Origin of the sequence: Stutzerimonas kunmingensis (assembly GCF_021432085.1) — a bacterium.
Classification (GTDB): domain Bacteria; phylum Pseudomonadota; class Gammaproteobacteria; order Pseudomonadales; family Pseudomonadaceae; genus Stutzerimonas.
The window spans coordinates 2,215,361-2,234,735 of record NZ_CP090366.1; the positions used below are offsets into that span (position 1 = coordinate 2,215,361).

15 protein-coding genes are annotated in these 19,375 nt (G+C 60.2%); 14 read left to right on the plus strand and 1 reads right to left on the minus strand.

From position 1 onward, the window contains the following. Window positions 1-2 precede the first annotated feature (2 nt). The 13 genes from sdhA (at window position 3) to htpG (ending at window position 17,587) form a co-directional block, all read left to right on the plus strand. On the plus strand, window positions 3-1,775 hold the full coding sequence (gene sdhA / locus LW136_RS10545) for a succinate dehydrogenase flavoprotein subunit (RefSeq protein WP_014820478.1): 1,773 nt from the start codon (window positions 3-5) through the stop codon (window positions 1,773-1,775). Between the two features lie 10 nt (window positions 1,776-1,785). Beyond that, on the plus strand, window positions 1,786-2,490 hold the full coding sequence (locus tag LW136_RS10550) for a succinate dehydrogenase iron-sulfur subunit (protein ID WP_003302396.1): 705 nt from the start codon (window positions 1,786-1,788) through the stop codon (window positions 2,488-2,490). Between the two features lie 292 nt (window positions 2,491-2,782). Continuing rightward, complete coding sequence (locus tag LW136_RS10555; protein ID WP_031298534.1) at window positions 2,783-5,614, plus strand: 2-oxoglutarate dehydrogenase E1 component; 2,832 nt, start codon at window positions 2,783-2,785, stop codon at window positions 5,612-5,614. Window positions 5,615-5,683: 69 nt separating this feature from the next. Beyond that, entirely contained in the window at window positions 5,684-6,904 is a 1,221-nt protein-coding gene (gene odhB / locus LW136_RS10560; RefSeq protein ID WP_023447232.1) for a 2-oxoglutarate dehydrogenase complex dihydrolipoyllysine-residue succinyltransferase, read from the plus strand. A 94-nt stretch (window positions 6,905-6,998) separates the two neighbouring features. Beyond that, complete coding sequence (lpdA, locus tag LW136_RS10565) at window positions 6,999-8,435, plus strand: dihydrolipoyl dehydrogenase (RefSeq protein WP_044314278.1); 1,437 nt, start codon at window positions 6,999-7,001, stop codon at window positions 8,433-8,435. Between the two features lie 192 nt (window positions 8,436-8,627). Next, window positions 8,628-9,794, plus strand: coding sequence for an ADP-forming succinate--CoA ligase subunit beta (gene sucC, locus LW136_RS10570; RefSeq protein WP_014820474.1), 1,167 nt, complete (start codon window positions 8,628-8,630; stop codon window positions 9,792-9,794). After that, window positions 9,794-10,678 carry a succinate--CoA ligase subunit alpha gene (sucD, locus tag LW136_RS10575; RefSeq protein ID WP_014820473.1) on the plus strand — a complete coding sequence of 295 codons (885 nt, stop codon included), beginning with the start codon at window positions 9,794-9,796 and terminating at the stop codon, window positions 10,676-10,678. Before sucC ends, sucD begins: the two co-directional genes overlap by 1 nt. A 451-nt stretch (window positions 10,679-11,129) precedes the next feature. Then, window positions 11,130-12,449 (plus strand): branched-chain amino acid transport system II carrier protein, encoded by a 1,320-nt coding sequence (brnQ, locus tag LW136_RS10580; protein ID WP_044314279.1) that lies wholly within the window; start codon window positions 11,130-11,132, stop codon window positions 12,447-12,449. Window positions 12,450-12,569: 120 nt separating this feature from the next. Further along, on the plus strand, window positions 12,570-13,295 hold the full coding sequence (locus LW136_RS10585; protein ID WP_014820471.1) for a DUF599 domain-containing protein: 726 nt from the start codon (window positions 12,570-12,572) through the stop codon (window positions 13,293-13,295). 59 nt (window positions 13,296-13,354) lie between these two features. Continuing rightward, complete coding sequence (locus tag LW136_RS10590; RefSeq protein ID WP_041014092.1) at window positions 13,355-13,816, plus strand: PaaI family thioesterase; 462 nt, start codon at window positions 13,355-13,357, stop codon at window positions 13,814-13,816. Beyond that, complete coding sequence (locus LW136_RS10595; protein ID WP_023447228.1) at window positions 13,813-14,256, plus strand: PaaI family thioesterase; 444 nt, start codon at window positions 13,813-13,815, stop codon at window positions 14,254-14,256. Before LW136_RS10590 ends, LW136_RS10595 begins: the two co-directional genes overlap by 4 nt. A 65-nt stretch (window positions 14,257-14,321) precedes the next feature. Then, on the plus strand, window positions 14,322-15,563 hold the full coding sequence (locus LW136_RS10600) for an MFS transporter (RefSeq protein WP_234175146.1): 1,242 nt from the start codon (window positions 14,322-14,324) through the stop codon (window positions 15,561-15,563). A 119-nt stretch (window positions 15,564-15,682) separates the two neighbouring features. After that, window positions 15,683-17,587, plus strand: a complete 1,905-nt coding sequence (gene htpG, locus LW136_RS10605; protein WP_234175147.1) for a molecular chaperone HtpG — start codon at window positions 15,683-15,685, stop codon at window positions 17,585-17,587. Window positions 17,588-17,648: 61 nt separating this feature from the next. On the opposite strand, the gene LW136_RS10610 is transcribed toward htpG, so the two are convergent. Next, window positions 17,649-18,083 (minus strand): OsmC family protein, encoded by a 435-nt coding sequence (locus tag LW136_RS10610; RefSeq protein ID WP_014820466.1) that lies wholly within the window; start codon window positions 18,081-18,083, stop codon window positions 17,649-17,651. Between the two features lie 230 nt (window positions 18,084-18,313). On the opposite strand from LW136_RS10610, the gene LW136_RS10615 reads away from it, so the two are divergent. Continuing rightward, window positions 18,314-19,339, plus strand: coding sequence for an amidohydrolase family protein (locus LW136_RS10615; RefSeq protein WP_042922786.1), 1,026 nt, complete (start codon window positions 18,314-18,316; stop codon window positions 19,337-19,339). The last annotated feature ends 36 nt before the right edge of the window (window positions 19,340-19,375 follow it).

Sequence of the window (19,375 nt, forward strand, 5' to 3'; positions counted from 1 at the left end):
TCATGGCTAACATTCGTACGCTTTCTTTTGACGCCATCATCGTCGGTGGCGGTGGCGCCGGTATGCGCGCGGCGCTGCAGCTGTCCCAGTCTGGTCACAAGACCGCTGTGGTCACCAAGGTTTTCCCGACTCGTTCGCACACCGTTTCCGCTCAGGGCGGCATCACCTGCGCCATTGCTTCGGCCGACCCGAACGATGACTGGCGCTGGCACATGTACGATACCGTCAAGGGCTCCGACTACATCGGTGACCAGGATGCGATCGAGTACATGTGTTCTGTCGGCCCGGAAGCCGTGTTCGAGCTCGAGCACATGGGCCTGCCATTCTCCCGCACCGAGCAGGGCCGCATCTACCAGCGTCCGTTCGGTGGTCAGTCCAAGGATTTCGGCAAGGGCGGGCAGGCTGCTCGTACCTGCGCTGCTGCCGACCGTACTGGTCATGCGCTGCTGCATACCCTCTATCAGGGCAATCTGAAGAACGACACCGTATTCCTCAATGAATGGTACGCGGTCGATCTGGTGAAGAACCAGGATGGTGCGGTCGTTGGTGTTATCGCCATCTGCATCGAGACCGGCGAAACCGTTTACATCCGCTCGAAGGCCACTGTTCTTGCAACTGGTGGTGCTGGTCGCATCTATGCATCGACCACCAACGCGCTGATCAACACCGGCGACGGCGTGGGCATGGCGCTGCGTGCAGGCGTACCGGTACAAGACATCGAGATGTGGCAGTTCCACCCGACCGGTATCGCCGGTGCCGGCGTGCTGGTAACCGAAGGTTGCCGTGGTGAAGGTGGCTACCTGATCAACAAGCACGGCGAGCGTTTCATGGAGCGTTATGCTCCTAACGCGAAGGACCTGGCTGGTCGTGACGTCGTTGCGCGCTCGATGGTCAAGGAAATCCTGGCTGGTAACGGCTGTGGTCCGGATGGCGACCACGTGATGCTGAAACTGGATCACCTCGGTGAAGAAGTGCTGCACAGCCGCCTGCCGGGCATCTGTGAACTGTCGAAGACCTTCGCGCATGTCGATCCGGTGACCGCACCGGTACCGGTCGTGCCGACCTGTCACTACATGATGGGTGGTATCGCCACTAATATTCATGGTCAGGCCATCACTCAAGACGCCAATGGTAATGACACCATCATCGACGGCCTGTTCGCGGTAGGCGAAGTGGCTTGTGTATCGGTGCATGGCGCTAACCGCCTGGGCGGCAACTCGCTGCTGGATCTGGTTGTGTTCGGTCGCGCCGCAGGTCTGCACCTGGAGAAAGCGCTGAAGGAGGGTATCGAACATCGCGGTGCCAGCGAAACCGATCTGGACGTCGCCCTGAGCCGTCTTGCCGGTCTCAACGAGCGCACCACTGGTGAAGACGTCGCCCCGCTGCGCAAAGAACTGCAGAACTGCATGCAGAACTACTTCGGTGTATTCCGTACCGGCGAGTACATGCAGAAGGGTATCGCTCAGCTGGTGGACCTGCGCCAGCGTATCGCCAATGTCAAGATCTCGGACAAGAGCCAGGCGTTCAACACCGCGCGCATCGAAGCGCTCGAGCTGCAGAACCTGCTGGAAGTTGCCGAGGCTACTGCTATTGCCGCGGAGAACCGCAAGGAATCCCGTGGCGCGCATGCTCGCGAAGATTTCGAAGAGCGTGATGACGAGAATTGGCTGTGCCACACCCTGTACTTCCCGGGTGACAAGCGCGTTGCCAAGCGTGCCGTGAACTTCGCTCCGAAGACCGTTCCGGCATTCGAGCCCAAGGTTCGGACTTATTGAGGTCGACGATATGTTGCAAGTGAGTGTTTATCGCTACAACCCCGATCAGGACGAAAAGCCGTTCATGCAGGATTTTCAGGTCAATACCGATGGTAAAGATCTGATGGTTCTGGACGTCTTGGCTCTGATCAAGGAACAGGATCAGGGTTTCTCCTATCGTCGCTCCTGCCGCGAAGGCGTGTGTGGCTCCGATGGGATGAACATCAACGGTAAGAACGGTCTGGCTTGCATCACGCCGCTGTCCGCCGTGGTCAAGAACAACAAGCTGGTCGTACGTCCGCTGCCGGGTCTGCCAGTTATTCGTGACTTGGCCGTCGATATGAGCATCTTCTACAAGCAGTACGAGAAAGTGCGTCCGTATCTGATGAACGATACGCCGCCACCGGCTATCGAACGTCTGCAAAGTCCGGAAGATCGCGAGAAGCTGGACGGTCTGTACGAGTGCATCCTGTGCGCTTGCTGCTCGACCAGCTGCCCGTCCTTCTGGTGGAACCCGGACAAGTTCCTCGGTCCGGCCGCGTCGCTGCAGGCTTATCGCTTCCTGGCCGACAGCCGCGACACCGAAACCGAGAACCGTCTGGCAGGTTTGGACGATCCGTTCAGCGTGTTCCGCTGCCGCGGTATCATGAACTGCGTTGACGTTTGTCCGAAGGGATTGAACCCTACCAAGGCAATCGGTCACATACGCAACATGCTGCTGCAGAGCGGCACCTGATGACACCCCGGTCGCGAAAGGTTATGCGCTAGCCTGGAATGGCCGGATTGCGTTACCCGTTACACCTGCGGCGCCGAAGTTGAAGCTCGGCGCCGTAGTTTTAGTAGGAATCCCAGCTCACAAAGCCGGGATTCCACTCTGAAAATTTGATGACCAGCAGGAGCACCCGGCTTGTGCCCGGGAACTATCTGCGCGGTCCGTAGTGGCTTTACCTGAGTCGCTGCTTCAGAACTTGGGAAGTCATGCTGCGGTTTCCACGCTGGTGGTGTCTCCTTATCGAAGGTGACCAGACATGCAAGAAAGCGTAATGCAGCGCATGTGGGACAGTGCCCACCTATCCGGTGGTAACGCTGCCTATGTGGAAGAGCTTTATGAGCTCTACCTGCACGATCCCAACGCTGTGCCCGAAGAGTGGCGCACTTACTTCCAGAAGTTGCCCTCCGGTGGCAGCGCTTCAGCCGATGTATCGCACTCGACGATTCGCGACCACTTCGTCCTGCTGGGCAAGAACCAGCGTCGTGCTCAGCCTGTGTCCGCGGGCAGCGTCAGCAGTGAGCATGAAAAGAAGCAGATCGAAGTCCTGCGCCTGATTCAGGCCTACCGAGTGCGCGGCCATCAGGCAGCACAGCTCGATCCGCTTGGCCTGCAACAGCGCACCGTTCCTGCCGATCTGGCGATCAACAACTACGGCCTGACCGACGCCGACCTCGACACCGTGTTCCGCACCGCTGACCTGGCCATGGTCAACGGCCAGGCCACTCTGCGCGAAATCCTGCAGGCGTTGCAAGAAACCTATTGCCGCACCATCGGCGCCGAGTACATGCACATCGTCGATTCCGAGCAGCGCAGCTGGTTCGTTCAGCGCCTGGAAAGCGTGCGTGGCCGCCCGGACTTCTCGCCGGAGATCAAGAGCCATCTGCTCGAGCGCCTGACTGCCGCCGAAGGCCTGGAAAAGTACCTGGGTACCAAGTATCCGGGCACCAAGCGTTTTGGTCTCGAAGGTGGCGAGAGCCTGATTCCGCTGCTTGACGAGATCATCCAGCGTTCTGGCTCTTATGGCACTAAGGAAATCGTAATCGGCATGGCCCACCGTGGCCGCCTGAACGTGCTGGTCAACACCTTTGGCAAGAATCCGCGCGACCTTTTCGACGAGTTCGAAGGCAAGAAGGTCGAGGGTCTGAGCTCAGGTGACGTGAAATATCACCAAGGCTTCTCCTCCAATGTGATGACCCCGGGTGGCGAAATTCACCTGGCCATGGCGTTCAACCCGTCCCACCTCGAAATCGTTTCCCCGGTGGTCGAGGGTTCGGTGCGGGCTCGTCAGGATCGCCGTTGTGATCCGGTCGGCGACAAGGTGCTTCCGGTAACCATCCACGGCGATGCTGCTGTCGCCGGTCAGGGCGTGGTGATGGAAACCTTCCAGATGTCGCAGACCCGTGCTTATCGCACCGGTGGCACCATTCGCATCGTGGTCAACAACCAGGTCGGCTTCACCACCAACAAGCAGGAAGATGCTCGTTCCACCGAGTACGCAACCGATGTGGCGAAGATGATCCAGGCGCCGATCTTCCATGTGAACGCAGACGATCCCGAGGCGGTGCTGTTCGTCACTCAGCTCGCTGTCGACTACCGGATGCAGTTCAAGCGCGACATCGTCATCGACCTGATCTGCTACCGCCGTCGTGGTCACAACGAAGCGGACGAGCCGAGCGGCACTCAGCCATTGATGTATCAGAAGATCGCCAAGCAGCGCACCACTCGTGAGCTGTACGCCGATTCGCTGATCCAGTCCAAGGTGCTGGACGACGAGCGTGTTCAGGCCAAGATCGACGAGTACCGTACGGCGCTCGACAATGGGCTGCACGTAGTCAAGAGCCTGGTCAAAGAGCCGAATAAAGAACTCTTCGTTGACTGGCGTCCGTATCTGGGTCATGCCTGGACTGCCCGTCATGACACCAGCTTCGATCTGAAGACCTTGCAGGATCTGTCCAACAAGCTGCTGCAGACGCCGGAAGGCTTCGTGGTGCAGCGTCAGGTCTCGAAGATTCTCGAAGATCGCCAGAAGATGGGTGCGGGCGCGCTCACCATCAACTGGGGCTACGCGGAAGTCATGGCGTACGCCACGCTGCTGTTCGAAGGCCACCCGGTACGTATCTCCGGTCAGGACGTCGGCCGCGGCACCTTCTCGCACCGCCATGCTGCGCTGCATAACCAGAAGGACGGCAGTACCTACATTCCGCTGCAGCACCTCTATGAAGGTCAGCCGCGTTTCGATCTGTACGACTCGTTCCTCTCCGAGGAAGCGGTTCTGGCTTTCGAATACGGTTACGCCACCACCATGCCCAACGCGCTTGTCGTGTGGGAAGCGCAGTTCGGCGACTTCGCCAATGGCGCCCAGGTAGTGATCGACCAGTTCATCACCAGCGGTGAGCACAAGTGGGGTCGCCTGTGTGGCCTGACCATGCTGTTACCACATGGCTATGAGGGGCAGGGCCCGGAGCACTCGTCCGCTCGTCTGGAGCGTTACCTGCAGCTGTGCGCCGAGCACAATATCCAGGTTTGCGTGCCGACGACTCCGGCGCAGGTCTACCACATGCTGCGTCGCCAGGCGATTCGCCCGCTGCGCAAGCCGCTGGTTGCGCTGACACCCAAGTCGCTGCTGCGTCATAAGCTTGCGACCTCGACTCTGGAAGAGCTCACCCAGGGTTCCTTCCAGACCGTTATCCCGGAAGTCGACGCGATCGATCCGGCGAAGGTCGAGCGTGTAATCATGTGTAGCGGCAAGGTCTACTATGACCTGCTGGACAAGCGTCGTGCCGAAGGCCGCGAAGATATCGCCATCGTACGTATCGAGCAGCTGTATCCGTTCCCGGAAGAGGATCTGGCCGAAGCGCTCGCGCCTTACCAGAATCTCAAGCACATCGTCTGGTGCCAGGAAGAGCCGATGAACCAGGGTGCCTGGTACTGCAGCCAGCATCACATGCGCCGTGTGGCCACCGCACACAAGAAGGAACTGTTCCTTCAGTACGCGGGTCGTGATGCTTCAGCGGCGCCGGCGGTCGGTTACGCCTCCATGCATGCCGAACAGCAGGAAAAACTGCTGCAGGACGCCTTCACCGTTTAACCATTTCGTGCAAGGGGCCGCGATATCGCGGCCTCGATGTAGAAACCGAATCAATAGGACCCCTGAATAATGGCTATCGAGATCAAAGCCCCTACATTCCCGGAATCGGTTGCCGACGGCACCGTTGCCACCTGGCACAAGCAGCCGGGCGACGCGGTCAAGCGTGATGAGCTGATCGTCGACATCGAAACCGACAAGGTGGTGATGGAAGTGCTCGCCGAAGCTGACGGCGTGCTGACCGAGATCGTCAAGAACGAAGGCGACACCGTGCTGAGCGGCGAGCTGCTCGGCAAGCTGGAGGCTGGTGCTACTGCCGCCGCTGCACCTGCGCCGGCTGCTGCCCCGGCTCAAACTGCTGCTCCGGCTGCTGCCGCAACCGCAGGTGAAGAGCCAATCCTGGCTCCTGCTGCGCGCAAGATGGCCGAAGAGAACGGCATCGATCCGAACAGCATCGCCGGTACTGGTAAAGATGGTCGCGTGACCAAGGAAGACGTGGTTGCCGCCGTTGAAGCCAAGAAATCCGCTCCGGCTGCTGCTGCCAAGCCGGCTGCTCCGGCTGCATCCGCTCCGATCTTCGCCGAGGGCGATCGTGTCGAGAAGCGCGTGCCGATGACCCGCCTGCGTGCGAAGGTCGCCGAGCGTCTGGTCGAAGCGCAATCCTCCATGGCGATGCTGACTACGTTCAACGAAGTCAACATGAAGCCGATCATGGAGCTGCGTTCCAAGTACAAGGACCTGTTCGAGAAGACTCACAACGGCGTGCGCCTGGGCTTCATGTCCTTCTTCGTCAAGGCCGCGGTCGAAGCACTCAAGCGCCAGCCGGGCGTCAATGCTTCCATCGATGGCAATGACATCGTCTACCACGGTTATCAGGATATCGGCGTCGCCGTTTCCAGCGACCGCGGCCTGGTGGTTCCGGTCCTGCGCAACGCCGAGCACATGAGCCTGGCCGAGATCGAAGGCGGCATCAACAACTTCGGCAAGAAGGCCAAGGCCGGCAAGCTGACCATCGAAGAGATGACTGGCGGCACCTTCACCATCTCCAATGGTGGTGTGTTTGGTTCGCTGCTGTCGACGCCGATCGTCAACCCGCCTCAGACCGCCATCCTCGGTATGCACAAGATCCAGGAACGCCCGATGGCTGTTAACGGTCAAGTGGTCATCCTGCCGATGATGTACCTGGCGCTGTCCTATGACCATCGCTTGATCGACGGCAAGGAAGCTGTGACCTTCCTGGTTACCATGAAGGACCTGCTGGAAGACCCGGCCCGTCTGCTGCTGGATATCTGATAGAAACGTCACGGGCTGCAGCTGGTAGGTCAGGCGAAAGCCGTCCCTGCTGCCTGCAGCTTTTGGCTTTTAGCTGCTTTTAAGAGGATTCGTAATGAGCCAGAAATTCGACGTCGTCGTCATCGGTGCCGGCCCTGGCGGCTATGTGGCCGCCATTCGTGCAGCCCAGCTGGGTCTGAAGACCGCATGTATCGAAAAATACCAGGGCAAGGATGGTAAGACCGCTCTGGGCGGCACGTGCCTGAACGTAGGTTGCATTCCTTCCAAGGCGCTGCTGGACAGCTCCTACAAGTTTCATGAAGCCCACGAGAGCTTCAAGGTTCATGGCATCAGCACTGGCGAAGTGGCCATTGACGTTCCGACCATGGTCGCGCGCAAGGACCAGATCGTTAAGAACCTTACCGGTGGGGTTTCGGCTCTGCTGAAGGCCAACGGTGTGACCGTATTCGAAGGCCACGGCAAGCTGCTGGCCGGCAAGCAGGTTGAAGTGACCGGCCTGGACGGCAACGTGCAGACCTTGGCTGCCGAGAACGTCATCCTTGCCTCCGGCTCGACTCCGGTAAACATTCCGCCGGCGCCGGTCGATCAGAACGTCATCGTCGACTCCACCGGCGCACTGGACTTTCAGAGCGTTCCGGGCAAGCTCGGCGTCATCGGTGCCGGCGTGATCGGCCTCGAGCTGGGTTCGGTCTGGGCGCGCCTCGGCGCGGAAGTGACCGTTATCGAAGCCATGGAAAAGTTCCTGCCGGCTGCCGATGAGCAGATCTCCAAGGAAGCGTTCAAAGTCCTCTCCAAGCAGGGTCTGAAGATTCTGCTGGGCGCTCGTCTGACCGGTTCGGAAGTGAAGGGCGATCAAGTGACCGTCAACTTCACCAGCGCCGAAGGCGAGCAGCAGATGACCTTCGACAAGCTGATCGTCGCAGTTGGCCGTCGTCCGGTCACCTCCGAGCTGCTGGCTGCCGATGCTGGTGTCGATATGGATGAGCGCGGTTTCATCTTCGTTGACGACTACTGCGCGACCAGCGTCCCTGGCGTCTACGCCATCGGTGATGTTGTTCGCGGCGCCATGCTGGCCCACAAGGCCTCGGAAGAGGGCGTGATGGTTGCCGAGCGTATCGCTGGTCACAAGACCCAGATGAACTATGACCTGATTCCGTCGGTCATCTACACTCACCCGGAAATCGCATGGGTCGGCAAGTCCGAGCAGGCGCTCAAGGCTGAAGGCGTTGAAGTCAACGTCGGTACCTTCCCGTTCGCTGCCAGCGGACGTGCCATGGCTGCCAACGACACCGCTGGCCTGGTCAAGGTCATCGCCGATGCCAAGACCGACCGTGTGCTGGGCGTTCATGTCATGGGCCCAAGCGCTGCCGAGCTGGTTCAGCAAGGCGCAATCGGCATGGAATTCGGCACCAGTGCCGAAGACCTGGGCATGATGGTGTTCTCGCACCCGACGATGTCCGAAGCGCTGCATGAAGCGGCCCTGGCTGTGAATGGCCACGCCATCCACATCGCCAATCGCAAGAAGCGCTAATCGGTTTCGTGCTGTACCCGGGCCCGACGTATCTGTGGATACGCCGGGCCTTTTGCAAACTGCAGATTCGAAAAGGATTGCAGGTCGCTGAGAGGTATCGTGAATTCGCAGATAGTTTTCAGCGACTTGTGAGGGGGCACGGCGGCTCGTCGTGCCGTAAATGCGCCAATACCAAACCAGACGGTAGAAAGCATGAATCTTCACGAGTACCAAGGTAAACAACTGTTCGCTGAATACGGTCTGCCCGTGTCCAAGGGTTACGCAGTCGATAGCCCGAAGGAAGCAGCGGAAGCCTGCGACAAGATCGGCGGAACGCAATGGGTGGTCAAAGCCCAGGTGCATGCCGGTGGACGTGGCAAGGCAGGTGGCGTAAAGCTGGTTCGCAGCAAGGATGAAGCACGGGCGTTTGCCCAGCAGTGGCTTGACAAGCGTCTGGTGACCTATCAGACCGACGCCAATGGTCAGCCAGTCAGCAAGATCCTTGTCGAGGCTTGTACCGATATCGACAAGGAGCTCTATCTGGGCGCCGTGGTTGATCGCGCGAGTCGCCGGGTCGTGTTCATGGCCTCCACCGAAGGTGGCGTGGATATCGAAAAAGTCGCTCACGACACGCCTGAGAAAATCCTCAAGGCCACCATCGACCCGCTGGTCGGTGCACAGCCGTTCCAGGCGCGCGAGCTGGCATTCCAGCTGGGTCTGAAGGGCGATCAGGTCAAGCAGTTCGTCCATATCTTCGTCGGCCTTGCCCAGCTGTTCCAGGACTATGACCTGGCCCTGCTCGAAGTGAACCCGCTGGTGATCAAGAAGGACGGCAACCTGCATTGCCTGGACGCCAAGATCAACATCGACAGCAACGCCATCTATCGTCAACCCAAACTGCGCGACATGGCCGATCCGTCTCAGGACGATCCGCGCGAGGCCCACGCGGCCAAGTGGGAGCTCAATTACGTAGCGCTCGACGGCAACATCGGTTGCATGGTCAATGGTGCGGGCCTGGCCATGGGCACCATGGATATCGTCAACCTGCATGGCGGTGCGCCGGCGAACTTCCTCGACGTGGGCGGTGGTGCCACCGAGGAACGCGTGACCGAAGCGTTCAAGATCATTCTCTCCGATAGCAATGTCGCGGCCGTTCTGGTGAACATCTTCGGCGGCATCGTGCGATGCGACATGATCGCCGAAGGCATTATCGGTGCCGTTCGCGAAGTGGGCGTCAAGGTACCGGTGGTGGTTCGCCTGGAAGGCAACAACGCCGACTTGGGGGCCAAGATGCTGAGTGAAAGCGGTCTGAACATCATCGGTGCGAGCAGCCTGACCGATGCGGCCATTCAGGTTGTCAAAGCCGCGGAGGGCAAGTAATGAGCGTATTGATCAACAAGGACACCAAGGTCATTTGCCAGGGCTTCACCGGCTCGCAAGGTACCTTCCACTCCGAGCAGGCCATTGCCTACGGCACGAAGATGGTCGGCGGCGTCACGCCGGGCAAGGGCGGCACCATGCACCTCGGTCTGCCGGTATTCAACACCGTTCGGGAGGCCGTCGAGACCACCGGTGCTGACGCCTCGGTGATCTACGTGCCGGCGCCGTTCTGCAAGGACTCGATTCTCGAAGCGGCTTTCGGTGGGATCAAGCTCATCGTCTGCATCACCGAAGGCATTCCGACACTGGATATGCTCGAGGTTAAGATCAAGTGCGACGAGCTCGGTGTGCGCCTGATCGGGCCGAATTGCCCCGGCGTGATCACGCCCGGTGAGTGCAAGATTGGCATCCAGCCGGGGCACATCCATATGCCCGGCAAGGTCGGTATCGTCTCGCGCTCCGGCACGCTGACCTACGAAGCCGTGAAGCAGACCACCGACGCCGGTTTCGGCCAGTCGACCTGTGTTGGTATCGGTGGTGACCCTATTCCGGGCTCGACCTTCATCGATATCCTCAAGCTGTTCCAGGATGATCCGCAGACCGAGGCCATCGTCATGATCGGCGAGATCGGCGGTTCGGCCGAGGAAGAAGCGGCGGCCTTCATCAAGGCCAACGTGACCAAGCCAGTCGTTTCCTACATCGCGGGTGTCACGGCTCCGGCTGGCAAGCGGATGGGGCACGCCGGCGCGATCATTTCCGGCGGCAAGGGAACGGCGGAAGAGAAATTCGCAGCCCTGCAGGACGCCGGCGTGAAGACCGTTCGCTCGCTTGCCGATATCGGCAAGGCGCTGGCGGAAGTGACTGGCTGGGAAATGAAGGCCTGATGTAACGCCCGCCCGGCTGCAGCCGGGCGTTCGAGCTGCTCAGTCTTCGCATGCCCCGAGGCAGACCTGACGGTTCTGCCTCGGGGCTTTCAGCTTTGGGGTTGGTAATGTTGCAGCTTCAATCGCTGCTTGGTCCCGCGCTTCATCTATCACGCGTTGAGCGCTTCAACCCTGCGGCGCGACGTTTTTTCGCGGCCAATGCTGACGCTCCGGTCAGCATCCATCGCCGCATCGTGGCATCATTGCCGCTCATTCATACGCTTGTTCGGTCCACAAGAGCGACAGCGTGCAACGAAGGATTCGGCCCAACCGGCTGAATGACGTTTCCCCTTATCCCTGAAGGAAACCCGTAATCCCATCATTCAGGCCAATATGAACCGCTGACCCGTCGCGCTCGTGGCATGTGCGTCGCGTTCATTTATGCCGTCATCCATTTGGTAGTTTTTTCCGCATGAATCGTTTGAAAGGTTTTGACCTGCTGGCTCTTGGCTTCATGACATTTGCGTTGTTCCTTGGCGCCGGCAACATCATCTTCCCGCCCAGCGCCGGTATGGCGTCGGGCGAGTTTATCTGGCAGGCGGCGCTGGGCTTCTTGCTGACAGGTGTCGGGTTGCCGCTGCTGACCGTCGTCGCGCTGGCGCGAGTGGGTGGGGGCATGGACCGTTTGACCGCACCGCTCGGCAAGGTCGCTGGTACGGTGCTGGCGGTGGCCGTCTACCTGGCGATCGGTCCGCTGTTCGCGACTCCGCGCACCGCCGTCGTTTCGTTCGAGATGGGCATTGCGCCATTCAGCGGTAACGCCGGCATGCCGCTGTTCATCTACACGCTGGTGTTCTTCGCGGCCATGCTGTTCCTGGTGCTGAACCCCGGTCAGCTGGTCAACCGTATCGGCAAGTTCATTACGCCGGTGCTGCTGGCGGCACTGCTGGTGCTCGGTGGCGCGGCGATTTTCGCCCCGGCGGGAGAGGTCGGTGCTGCGAGTGAGAGTTACCGTGCGTCGCCGCTGATCAAGGGTTTTCTCGAAGGCTATCTGACCATGGATACCCTCGGCGCTTTGGTTTTCGGCATCGTGATCGCCACCGCCATTCGCGACCGCGGTGTCACCGAGCCCGCGCTGGTTACCCGTTACTCGATGATTGCCGGCGTGATTGCTGCGGTCGGGCTGTCGTTGGTCTATCTCGCTCTGTTCTATCTCGGTGCTACCAGCCAGGGCATCGCCGCCGGTGCGGAGAACGGCGTGCAGATTCTGACGACCTACGTGCAACACACGTTCGGGACGCCGGGCAGCCTGCTGCTCGCAGTAGTCATCACGCTGGCCTGCCTGACCACGGCGGTCGGCCTGACCACGGCCTGTGGCGAGTTCTTCAGCGCATTGCTGCCGGTTTCCTATCGCACAGTGGCGGTCGTTTTCGCTCTGTTCAGCCTGCTGGTGGCCAACCAGGGTCTGACGCAATTGATCAGTGTGTCGGTGCCGGTCTTGGTGGGCCTTTACCCGCTGGCCATCGTCCTGGTTGCTCTGAGCTTGCTGGATCGCTTCTGGGTTTCTCCCTCGCGGGTGTTCGTGCCAGTCATGGCGGTGACGCTGATCTTCGGCGTTGTCGATGGACTTGCCGCCGCGGGCTTCATCGATTGGGTTCCGGTGCTGTTCACGCAGTTGCCATTGGCCGATCAGAGCATGGGCTGGCTGGTTCCGGTTCTGGTGATGCTGGTGTTTGCAGTCGTCACTGATCGCCTGCTCAGTCGCGCCGATCAGGCGCAGCATCACGCCTGACTTGTTCTCGCGCTGCGCCGTGGCTGACGATAGATCGGTCGCGGGGTAGCGCTGACATTAGGCGCAAGCTTCGGCGACGCGGTGCTGGCTATAATCGCGTGATGTCTCCGAGGGCGCGCCATGACGTTATCCGATTCAACCCTGCCGCATCTGATCGCCGTGCTCTGGTTCATCGTCTGTTGGGCTGGATACACCCGCTACGCGAGCTGGCGCGGCCGGGATACGGCTTGTCTGGCGAGTGTGTTGCACCTCTATCGGCAGGACTGGATGCAGCGCCTGCTGTTGCGTGACAACCGTATCGCCGATGCCAACGTGATCGGCAATCTGGAGCGCAACGCATCGTTCTTTGCATCCAGCACGCTGATCATCCTTGCAGGCATCCTGACCGCGTTGGGTGCATCCGATCGAGCGGTTTCTCTATTGGCCGACCTGCCATTTGCGCAACCGGTCAGCCGCGGTCTTTCGGAAGTCAAGCTGCTGTGTCTGGCGGTCGTCTTCGTCTATGCGTTCTTCACCTTCAGCTGGTGCATGCGCCAGTACAACTTCGCCGCGGTACTGGTTGCTTCGGCGCCGATGGTGGGCGAGCGCAACGTCAGTGATCAGGAGCGCAGGGCTTTCGCCGAGCGTGCGGCGCGGGTCCTGTCCATGGCGGCCAACCAGTTCAACTTCGGCTTGCGCGCCTATTACTTCGGCATGGCCACCTTGGCCTGGTTCGTTCACCCCTGGTTCTTCATGTTGGTCACCACAGGCGTGGTCCTGATCCTCTACCGCCGCGAATTCCACTCGGACGTGCTCGGGGTGATGGTATTCACGCCAACTTCCCCGGCCGAAATGCCCAAGGAATAGGGCGCGTGCATGGCAAGGCGGTATCATGCGCGCCTTGAGCCATCCCCCCGAGAATTCGAATGAGCGATAGCCAGATACTCGAGCGCACCCAGCGCTTCTTGTCCTTTCTGCGACACTGTCAGGTGCTGGGTCTTACAGTCGAGCATGCCGACAGCCGCGGCCTTACCCTGCGCCTTCCATACAGCGAGAAGATCATCGGGAACCCGGAAACCGGCGGAGTCCATGGCGGCGCGATCACCACGCTGATGGACACCACCTGCGGCATTTCCACGGCCTGCGCCCTGCCGGAGCTGGAAGTTTGCCCGACGCTCGATCTGCGAATCGACTACATGCATCCCGCCGAGGCCGGACACGATATCTTCGGGTTCGCCGAGTGCTACCGCGTCACCCCAACGGTCATCTTTACTCGTGGCGTCGCCTATCAGCGCGACATCAACGAACCGATCGCTCATGTGGTAGGCACCTTCATGCGCATGGGCAAGGCTGCACCGGCAGCCATGGGCAAGGAGGGCGGCGCATGAGCGATTTTAACCTCAACGAGCTGGTCCAGCATGCACACGCCAACAACGATTACGACGCGCTGATCAAACTGGTGCCGTACGCCAAGCTGATCGGCATTGAGTGCCTGCGGCTCGGTGACGAAATGGTTTTTCGTCTGCCGCAGAACGAGGACAACATCGGCAATCCGCTACCGGCCATTCACGGCGGGGTCATCGCAGGCTTCATGGAGCACGCGGCGATGCTGCATCTGCTGATGTTCATGGGCGCGCCACATTTGCCCAAAATCATCGACTTCTCGATAGATTATCTACGCGCCGGTCACTATCGTGACACCTTTGCCGCCTGCCAGGTCTGGCGCCAGGGTCGCAGGGTCGCCAACGTCGCGATCACCGCCTGGCAGACCCATCAGGCCGAGCCCATCGCCACCGCCCGCTGCCATTTCAAGATCGACGAGCCCTGACGCATTCGTCAGGGTGGCGTTGCGGTGTGCGGCGTCACCTTGTGCGATTGCGTGAAGGAACTCGAATGGAAGCACTTCTGATCCTCGGCGGCTTGCTGCTGATTCTTGCTGGCGCCGTCTGGCTCATCAGCCTGGCATTCTCGACGAGCTTGCTCTGGGGCCTGGGCAGCCTGCTGCCTCCATTGACGTTGGCGTTTGTATTCAGTCACTGGCGCGTTGCGCGCAAGGCGCTGATCCTGTCCTGCCTGGGTTTCATTCCGCTGATCGTGGGGCTGTCGCTGCTGGCCAGTCGCGATGCCGAGCGGCTGGATGCGATTTTCAGTCTGCGTTGGCTGCCAACTCAGGTCGAGCCGGATCTTGCCATGGGGGTGCGCGGGGAATTGAACGGACGTCGATTCGCGCCGCAACAGGGTGAGCTCATAAATGGCGTACTGAATCTGCGTGAGGGGAAGGGCTTCTTCGCTCGCCAGGAGGTAACGATTCGCTTGCGCGAACCGATCGAGGGTGCGTTGCGCATCGACGTTCTGCCCGACGACATCGGCGCATTGCCTGAGGTCGAAATCGCCTGGCTGAACCCCGATCAGGAGCTGCCGGAGACGCGACGCCTCGATCGCGGTTACACGTTGCATCTTGATCTGCAGCCGGTGGCGCCGAACAAGCTGCGTGGCGATTTCCATCTCGTGCTGCCGCCACAGTTCGACACCAGCATCACTGGCGTCATCGAGCTGTACACCGATCGCCTGCGCTACCTGAATGGTCAGGTCGACCGCCGCCATGATTCGCGGGACACCCTGGCCTTCGTGATCGAGGACTACCTGCAGCGTCGTCACGCGAGCCGGGACGTCGCTTTGCAATCGACGCCCGTCGTCACGTTGCCGGCCGAAGAGTTAGAGGTTGAGGTCCAGGCTCAGGTGAATGGCGAGATGCAGGCGTTCACGCTGCCCCTGGCAAAGAACGAGCAGGGCTGGCACGTCAGGGGCGATGACTATCCGCCCCTGACCGAACCTGCGGTGGAGACACCTGTAACGACGATCAAGGCGGCTGAGCCCGTTGCTGCGACGGTGCCGCAAAGCAGTCTGGATCGGCGACTGCGCTTCTCGATGGAGCAGGTCCTGCGCACGCCTGACCGCTATCAGCACCTGTTGATGCGCGCGCACACCGAGCGCGGCGGTGTTGCAGAAGGGCGCTTCGCTGGTCTGGATAGCGAGGGCAATCTGATCATCAGGCGGGTCATCAGCGGCCCAGGCGAAGCGACCTATAACCTGGCTCCCGGGGAGATCGTGCTGCTCGAACTCGTTGACCCTTGACTGACTGGCCGGCGTTGCGACGCGTCGGCTGCCCTTGAAAATCATCGCCACGCCCCCATCTGCCAGACATCGCCGCAACCGCGGTCCGTGCCATTACGCTGATGTGGAGTTTGTAGACGATGAGTGTGGAGACTCAAAAAGAAACCCTGGGCTTCCAGACCGAAGTGAAGCAGCTGCTTCATCTGATGATCCATTCGCTGTATTCCAACAAGGAAATCTTCCTTCGCGAGCTGATTTCCAACGCCTCCGATGCCGCCGACAAGCTGCGCTTCGAAGCGCTGGCCAAGCCGGAGCTGCTTGAGGGTGGCGCTGATCTGAAGATTCGCCTCAGCTTTGACAAGGATGCCAATACCGTCACCCTGGAAGACAACGGCATCGGCATGAACCGCGATGACGTGATCGCGCATCTGGGTACCATCGCCAAGTCTGGTACTGCCGACTTCCTGAAAAATCTCTCTGGCGACCAGAAGAAGGATTCGCACCTGATCGGTCAGTTCGGTGTGGGCTTCTATTCGGCGTTCATCGTCGCCGACAAGGTCGACGTCTACAGCCGCCGCGCCGGTACCCCGGCCAGCGAAGGGGTGCATTGGTCGTCGAAGGGCGAGGGCGAATTCGAAGTCGCCACCGTCGAAAAGGCCGAACGCGGCACCCGCATCGTCCTGCACCTGAAGAAGGGCGAAGAAGAGTTTGCCGATGGCTGGCGCCTGCGCAACATCGTCAAGAAGTACTCCGATCACATCGCGCTGCCGATCGAGTTGCCTAAAGAGTTCCACGGCGAGGAGAAGGACAAGCCGGCCGAGCAGGAGTGGGAGACGGTCAACCGCGCCAGCGCCCTCTGGACCCGTCCGCGCACCGAGGTGAAGGACGAGGAGTATCAGGAGTTCTACAAGCACGTCGCTCACGACTTCGACAACCCTCTGTCCTGGAGCCACAACAAGGTCGAGGGCAAACTCGAGTACACCTCGCTGCTCTATGTGCCCGGCCGTGCGCCATTCGATCTGTATCACCGCGAGGCGCCGAAGGGCCTGAAGCTTTACGTCCAGCGCGTCTTCATCATGGATCAGGCGGACGAGTTCCTGCCGCTGTACCTGCGCTTCGTCAAGGGCGTGGTCGATTCCAACGACCTGTCGCTCAATGTGTCCCGCGAAATCCTGCAGAAGGATCCGGTCATCGATTCGATGAAGTCGGCGCTGACCAAGCGCGTGCTGGACATGTTGGAGAAGCTGGCCAAGGACAAGCCCGAGGACTACAAGAAGTTCTGGTCGCAGTTCGGCCAGGTACTCAAGGAAGGTCCGGCGGAAGATTTTGCCAACAAGGAGAAAATTGCCAGCCTGCTGCGTTTCGCTTCCACCAGCGACGCGTCGGGCGAGCAGTCGGTTTCGCTGACCGATTACCTGTCGCGCATGAAGGAAGGTCAGGACAAGGTTTACTACCTGACTGGCGAAAGCTACGCGCAGGTCAAGAACAGCCCGCACCTGGAAGTCTTCCGCAAGAAAGGCGTCGAGGTACTGCTGCTCACTGATCGTATCGACGAATGGCTGATGAGCTACCTGACCGAGTTCGACGGCAAGCAGTTCGCCGATGTTGTGCGCGGCGACCTGGATCTGGGCAAGCTGGATTCCGAAGAGGACAAGAAGGCTCAGGAAGAAATCGCCAAGACCAAGGAAGGGCTGATCGAGCGCCTGAAGGGCGCGCTGGGTGATGAAGTCGCCGAGGTGCGCGTCTCCCATCGTCTGACCGACTCGCCGGCGATTCTCGCCATTGGCGAGCAGGACCTGGGCCTGCAGATGCGGCAGATTCTCGAGGCAAGCGGGCAGAAGGTGCCAGAGTCCAAGCCGATCTTCGAGATCAACCCGCAGCATCCGCTGATCGAAAAGCTCGATGCCGAGCCGGACGAGGATCGCTTCGCGGATCTGTCGCACATCCTGTTCGACCAGGCTGCGCTGGCGGCGGGGGATAGCCTGAAGGATCCCACTGCTTACGTGCAGCGTTTGAACAAACTGCTGGTCGAACTATCGGCCTGATCCCTGGCTGCGATGTACGAACGGCCCGTCAAGTGACGGGCCGTTTTCGTTTCGGGTTGCTTCAGAGCAGGACGCTGACCAGACGAGTGCCGTGGGTGAGATTGTCGGCTACCGGGCAACGCTGCTCGATCTGCTCCAGCAATGCCTGCTTGCCGGCCCGATCCAGATCCGCGTCGATGTCCACCTTGATGCGTAACTCCTGAAAGCCCGGCCGTACAGCAGGATCGCGTCCGAGCAGTCCGGCGGGATCGTAATCGGCTTCGATCTCGAAGCGCATGCCGCGCAGTTCGATCTTCTGCTGGTGAGCGATGAAGCGGCCGATGGTGCCGAAACATCCGGCCACTGCCGCCAGAATGGCTTCCAGCGGCGTCGGGCCGAGGTCTTGGCCCGCCGCGCTCTTTGGCTGGTCCATGATCAGGCGGTGGTTACCGCATTGCACCTCGATTGCCATTCCGGCATTCAATGTTCCGTGCGCGCTGATGGTTTTCATTGCCATGCGATGGGTCCTTTTGTGAAGCGGAAGAAAAGCAGCGCGCAGTGAGGTAGCGGCTGCGCGGTTGTGGTGGTCATGAGACTAGTGTGATGGCGATGGATGGTCGTTGATTTCAGTCAAATACCGTGGGGGGTATATCTAGGCTGAGCCCCTGGTTGTGTCCCGCAGCATGGCGAAGCTGAACGGGTAGCCCTCCTGGCGGTCTACTCGCTGGCTGTCAGGAGGACCGAGCTTTGTACCTTTTCAGAATATTTTCCGTTGTAGCCCTCGTTACGTTGTCGTCCGTCGCGGTAGGGGAAGGGCGTGACTATCGTTACAGCGATGCGCATCTGCACTATGTGGATTTTTTCCAGGAAACCGATGGCATGCAAAAGCTGCTTGCAGCGATGGACGCGGGCAGCATCGATCACGTGATGATCAGCGGCATTCCGGTGGCGAAGAAATGGCACGAGAACGAGCCCAAGCGGCCTCGCTACTACGCCGGTGACGATGCGCCGGTTTACTGGTACAGCGCGACCGACGTGCTGGTTGCCGCGGCGCTGGAGGATCTCGATGAAGAGCAGCGCAAGCGTTTCCATCCGTTTCTTTCCGGTTTCAACCCTAACGACAAGAACGCCGACGCGCATATCCGCCGCATGCTGGAGCTGAACCCGGGTCTCTGGCAGGGTCTGGGGGAGGTATTCACCCGACACGATGACGTGACCGCGTTGACCGAGGGCGACACCCCGCGGGCCAACAACGAGGCGCTGGCCAGGGTCTATCACCTGGCGGCGGAGTTCGATCTGCCGGTGATGCTGCATTCCAACATCACCTCCAAGCGAGAGCGCAATCCGCTCTACCTGGTCGAGCTGGAGGAGCCGCTGCGCAATCATCCGCATACGCGCTTTATCTGGGCTCATGCCGGAACCAGCATGGAGCTGCACCGACACCAGGAAAAGCTTGAATTCCTGCACGATACGGTCAGCCGCCTGCTCGATGACTATCCGAATCTGTACATCGACCTTTCCTGGACCATGTTGCAGCCTTATCTGCTGGACGAAGATAAGCGTCCCGACCCGAAGTGGGTCGCGCTGGTGAAGCGGCATCCCAAGCGCTTCGTGATCGGCTCAGACGTGGTCGGCCATTTCGATAACCTGGCGACCGGCATGCACGCCTTCGCTCCCTTCCTCGATGCACTTCCAGCCTCCGTAGCGCAAGGCGTGGCGCGAGATAACTTTCTCGCGCTGCTCCCCCGCAAGCGTCAGGCTGAGCTACGTTGAGCGTCATGAGACTGTAATCGGGGCGTCATAACCTGC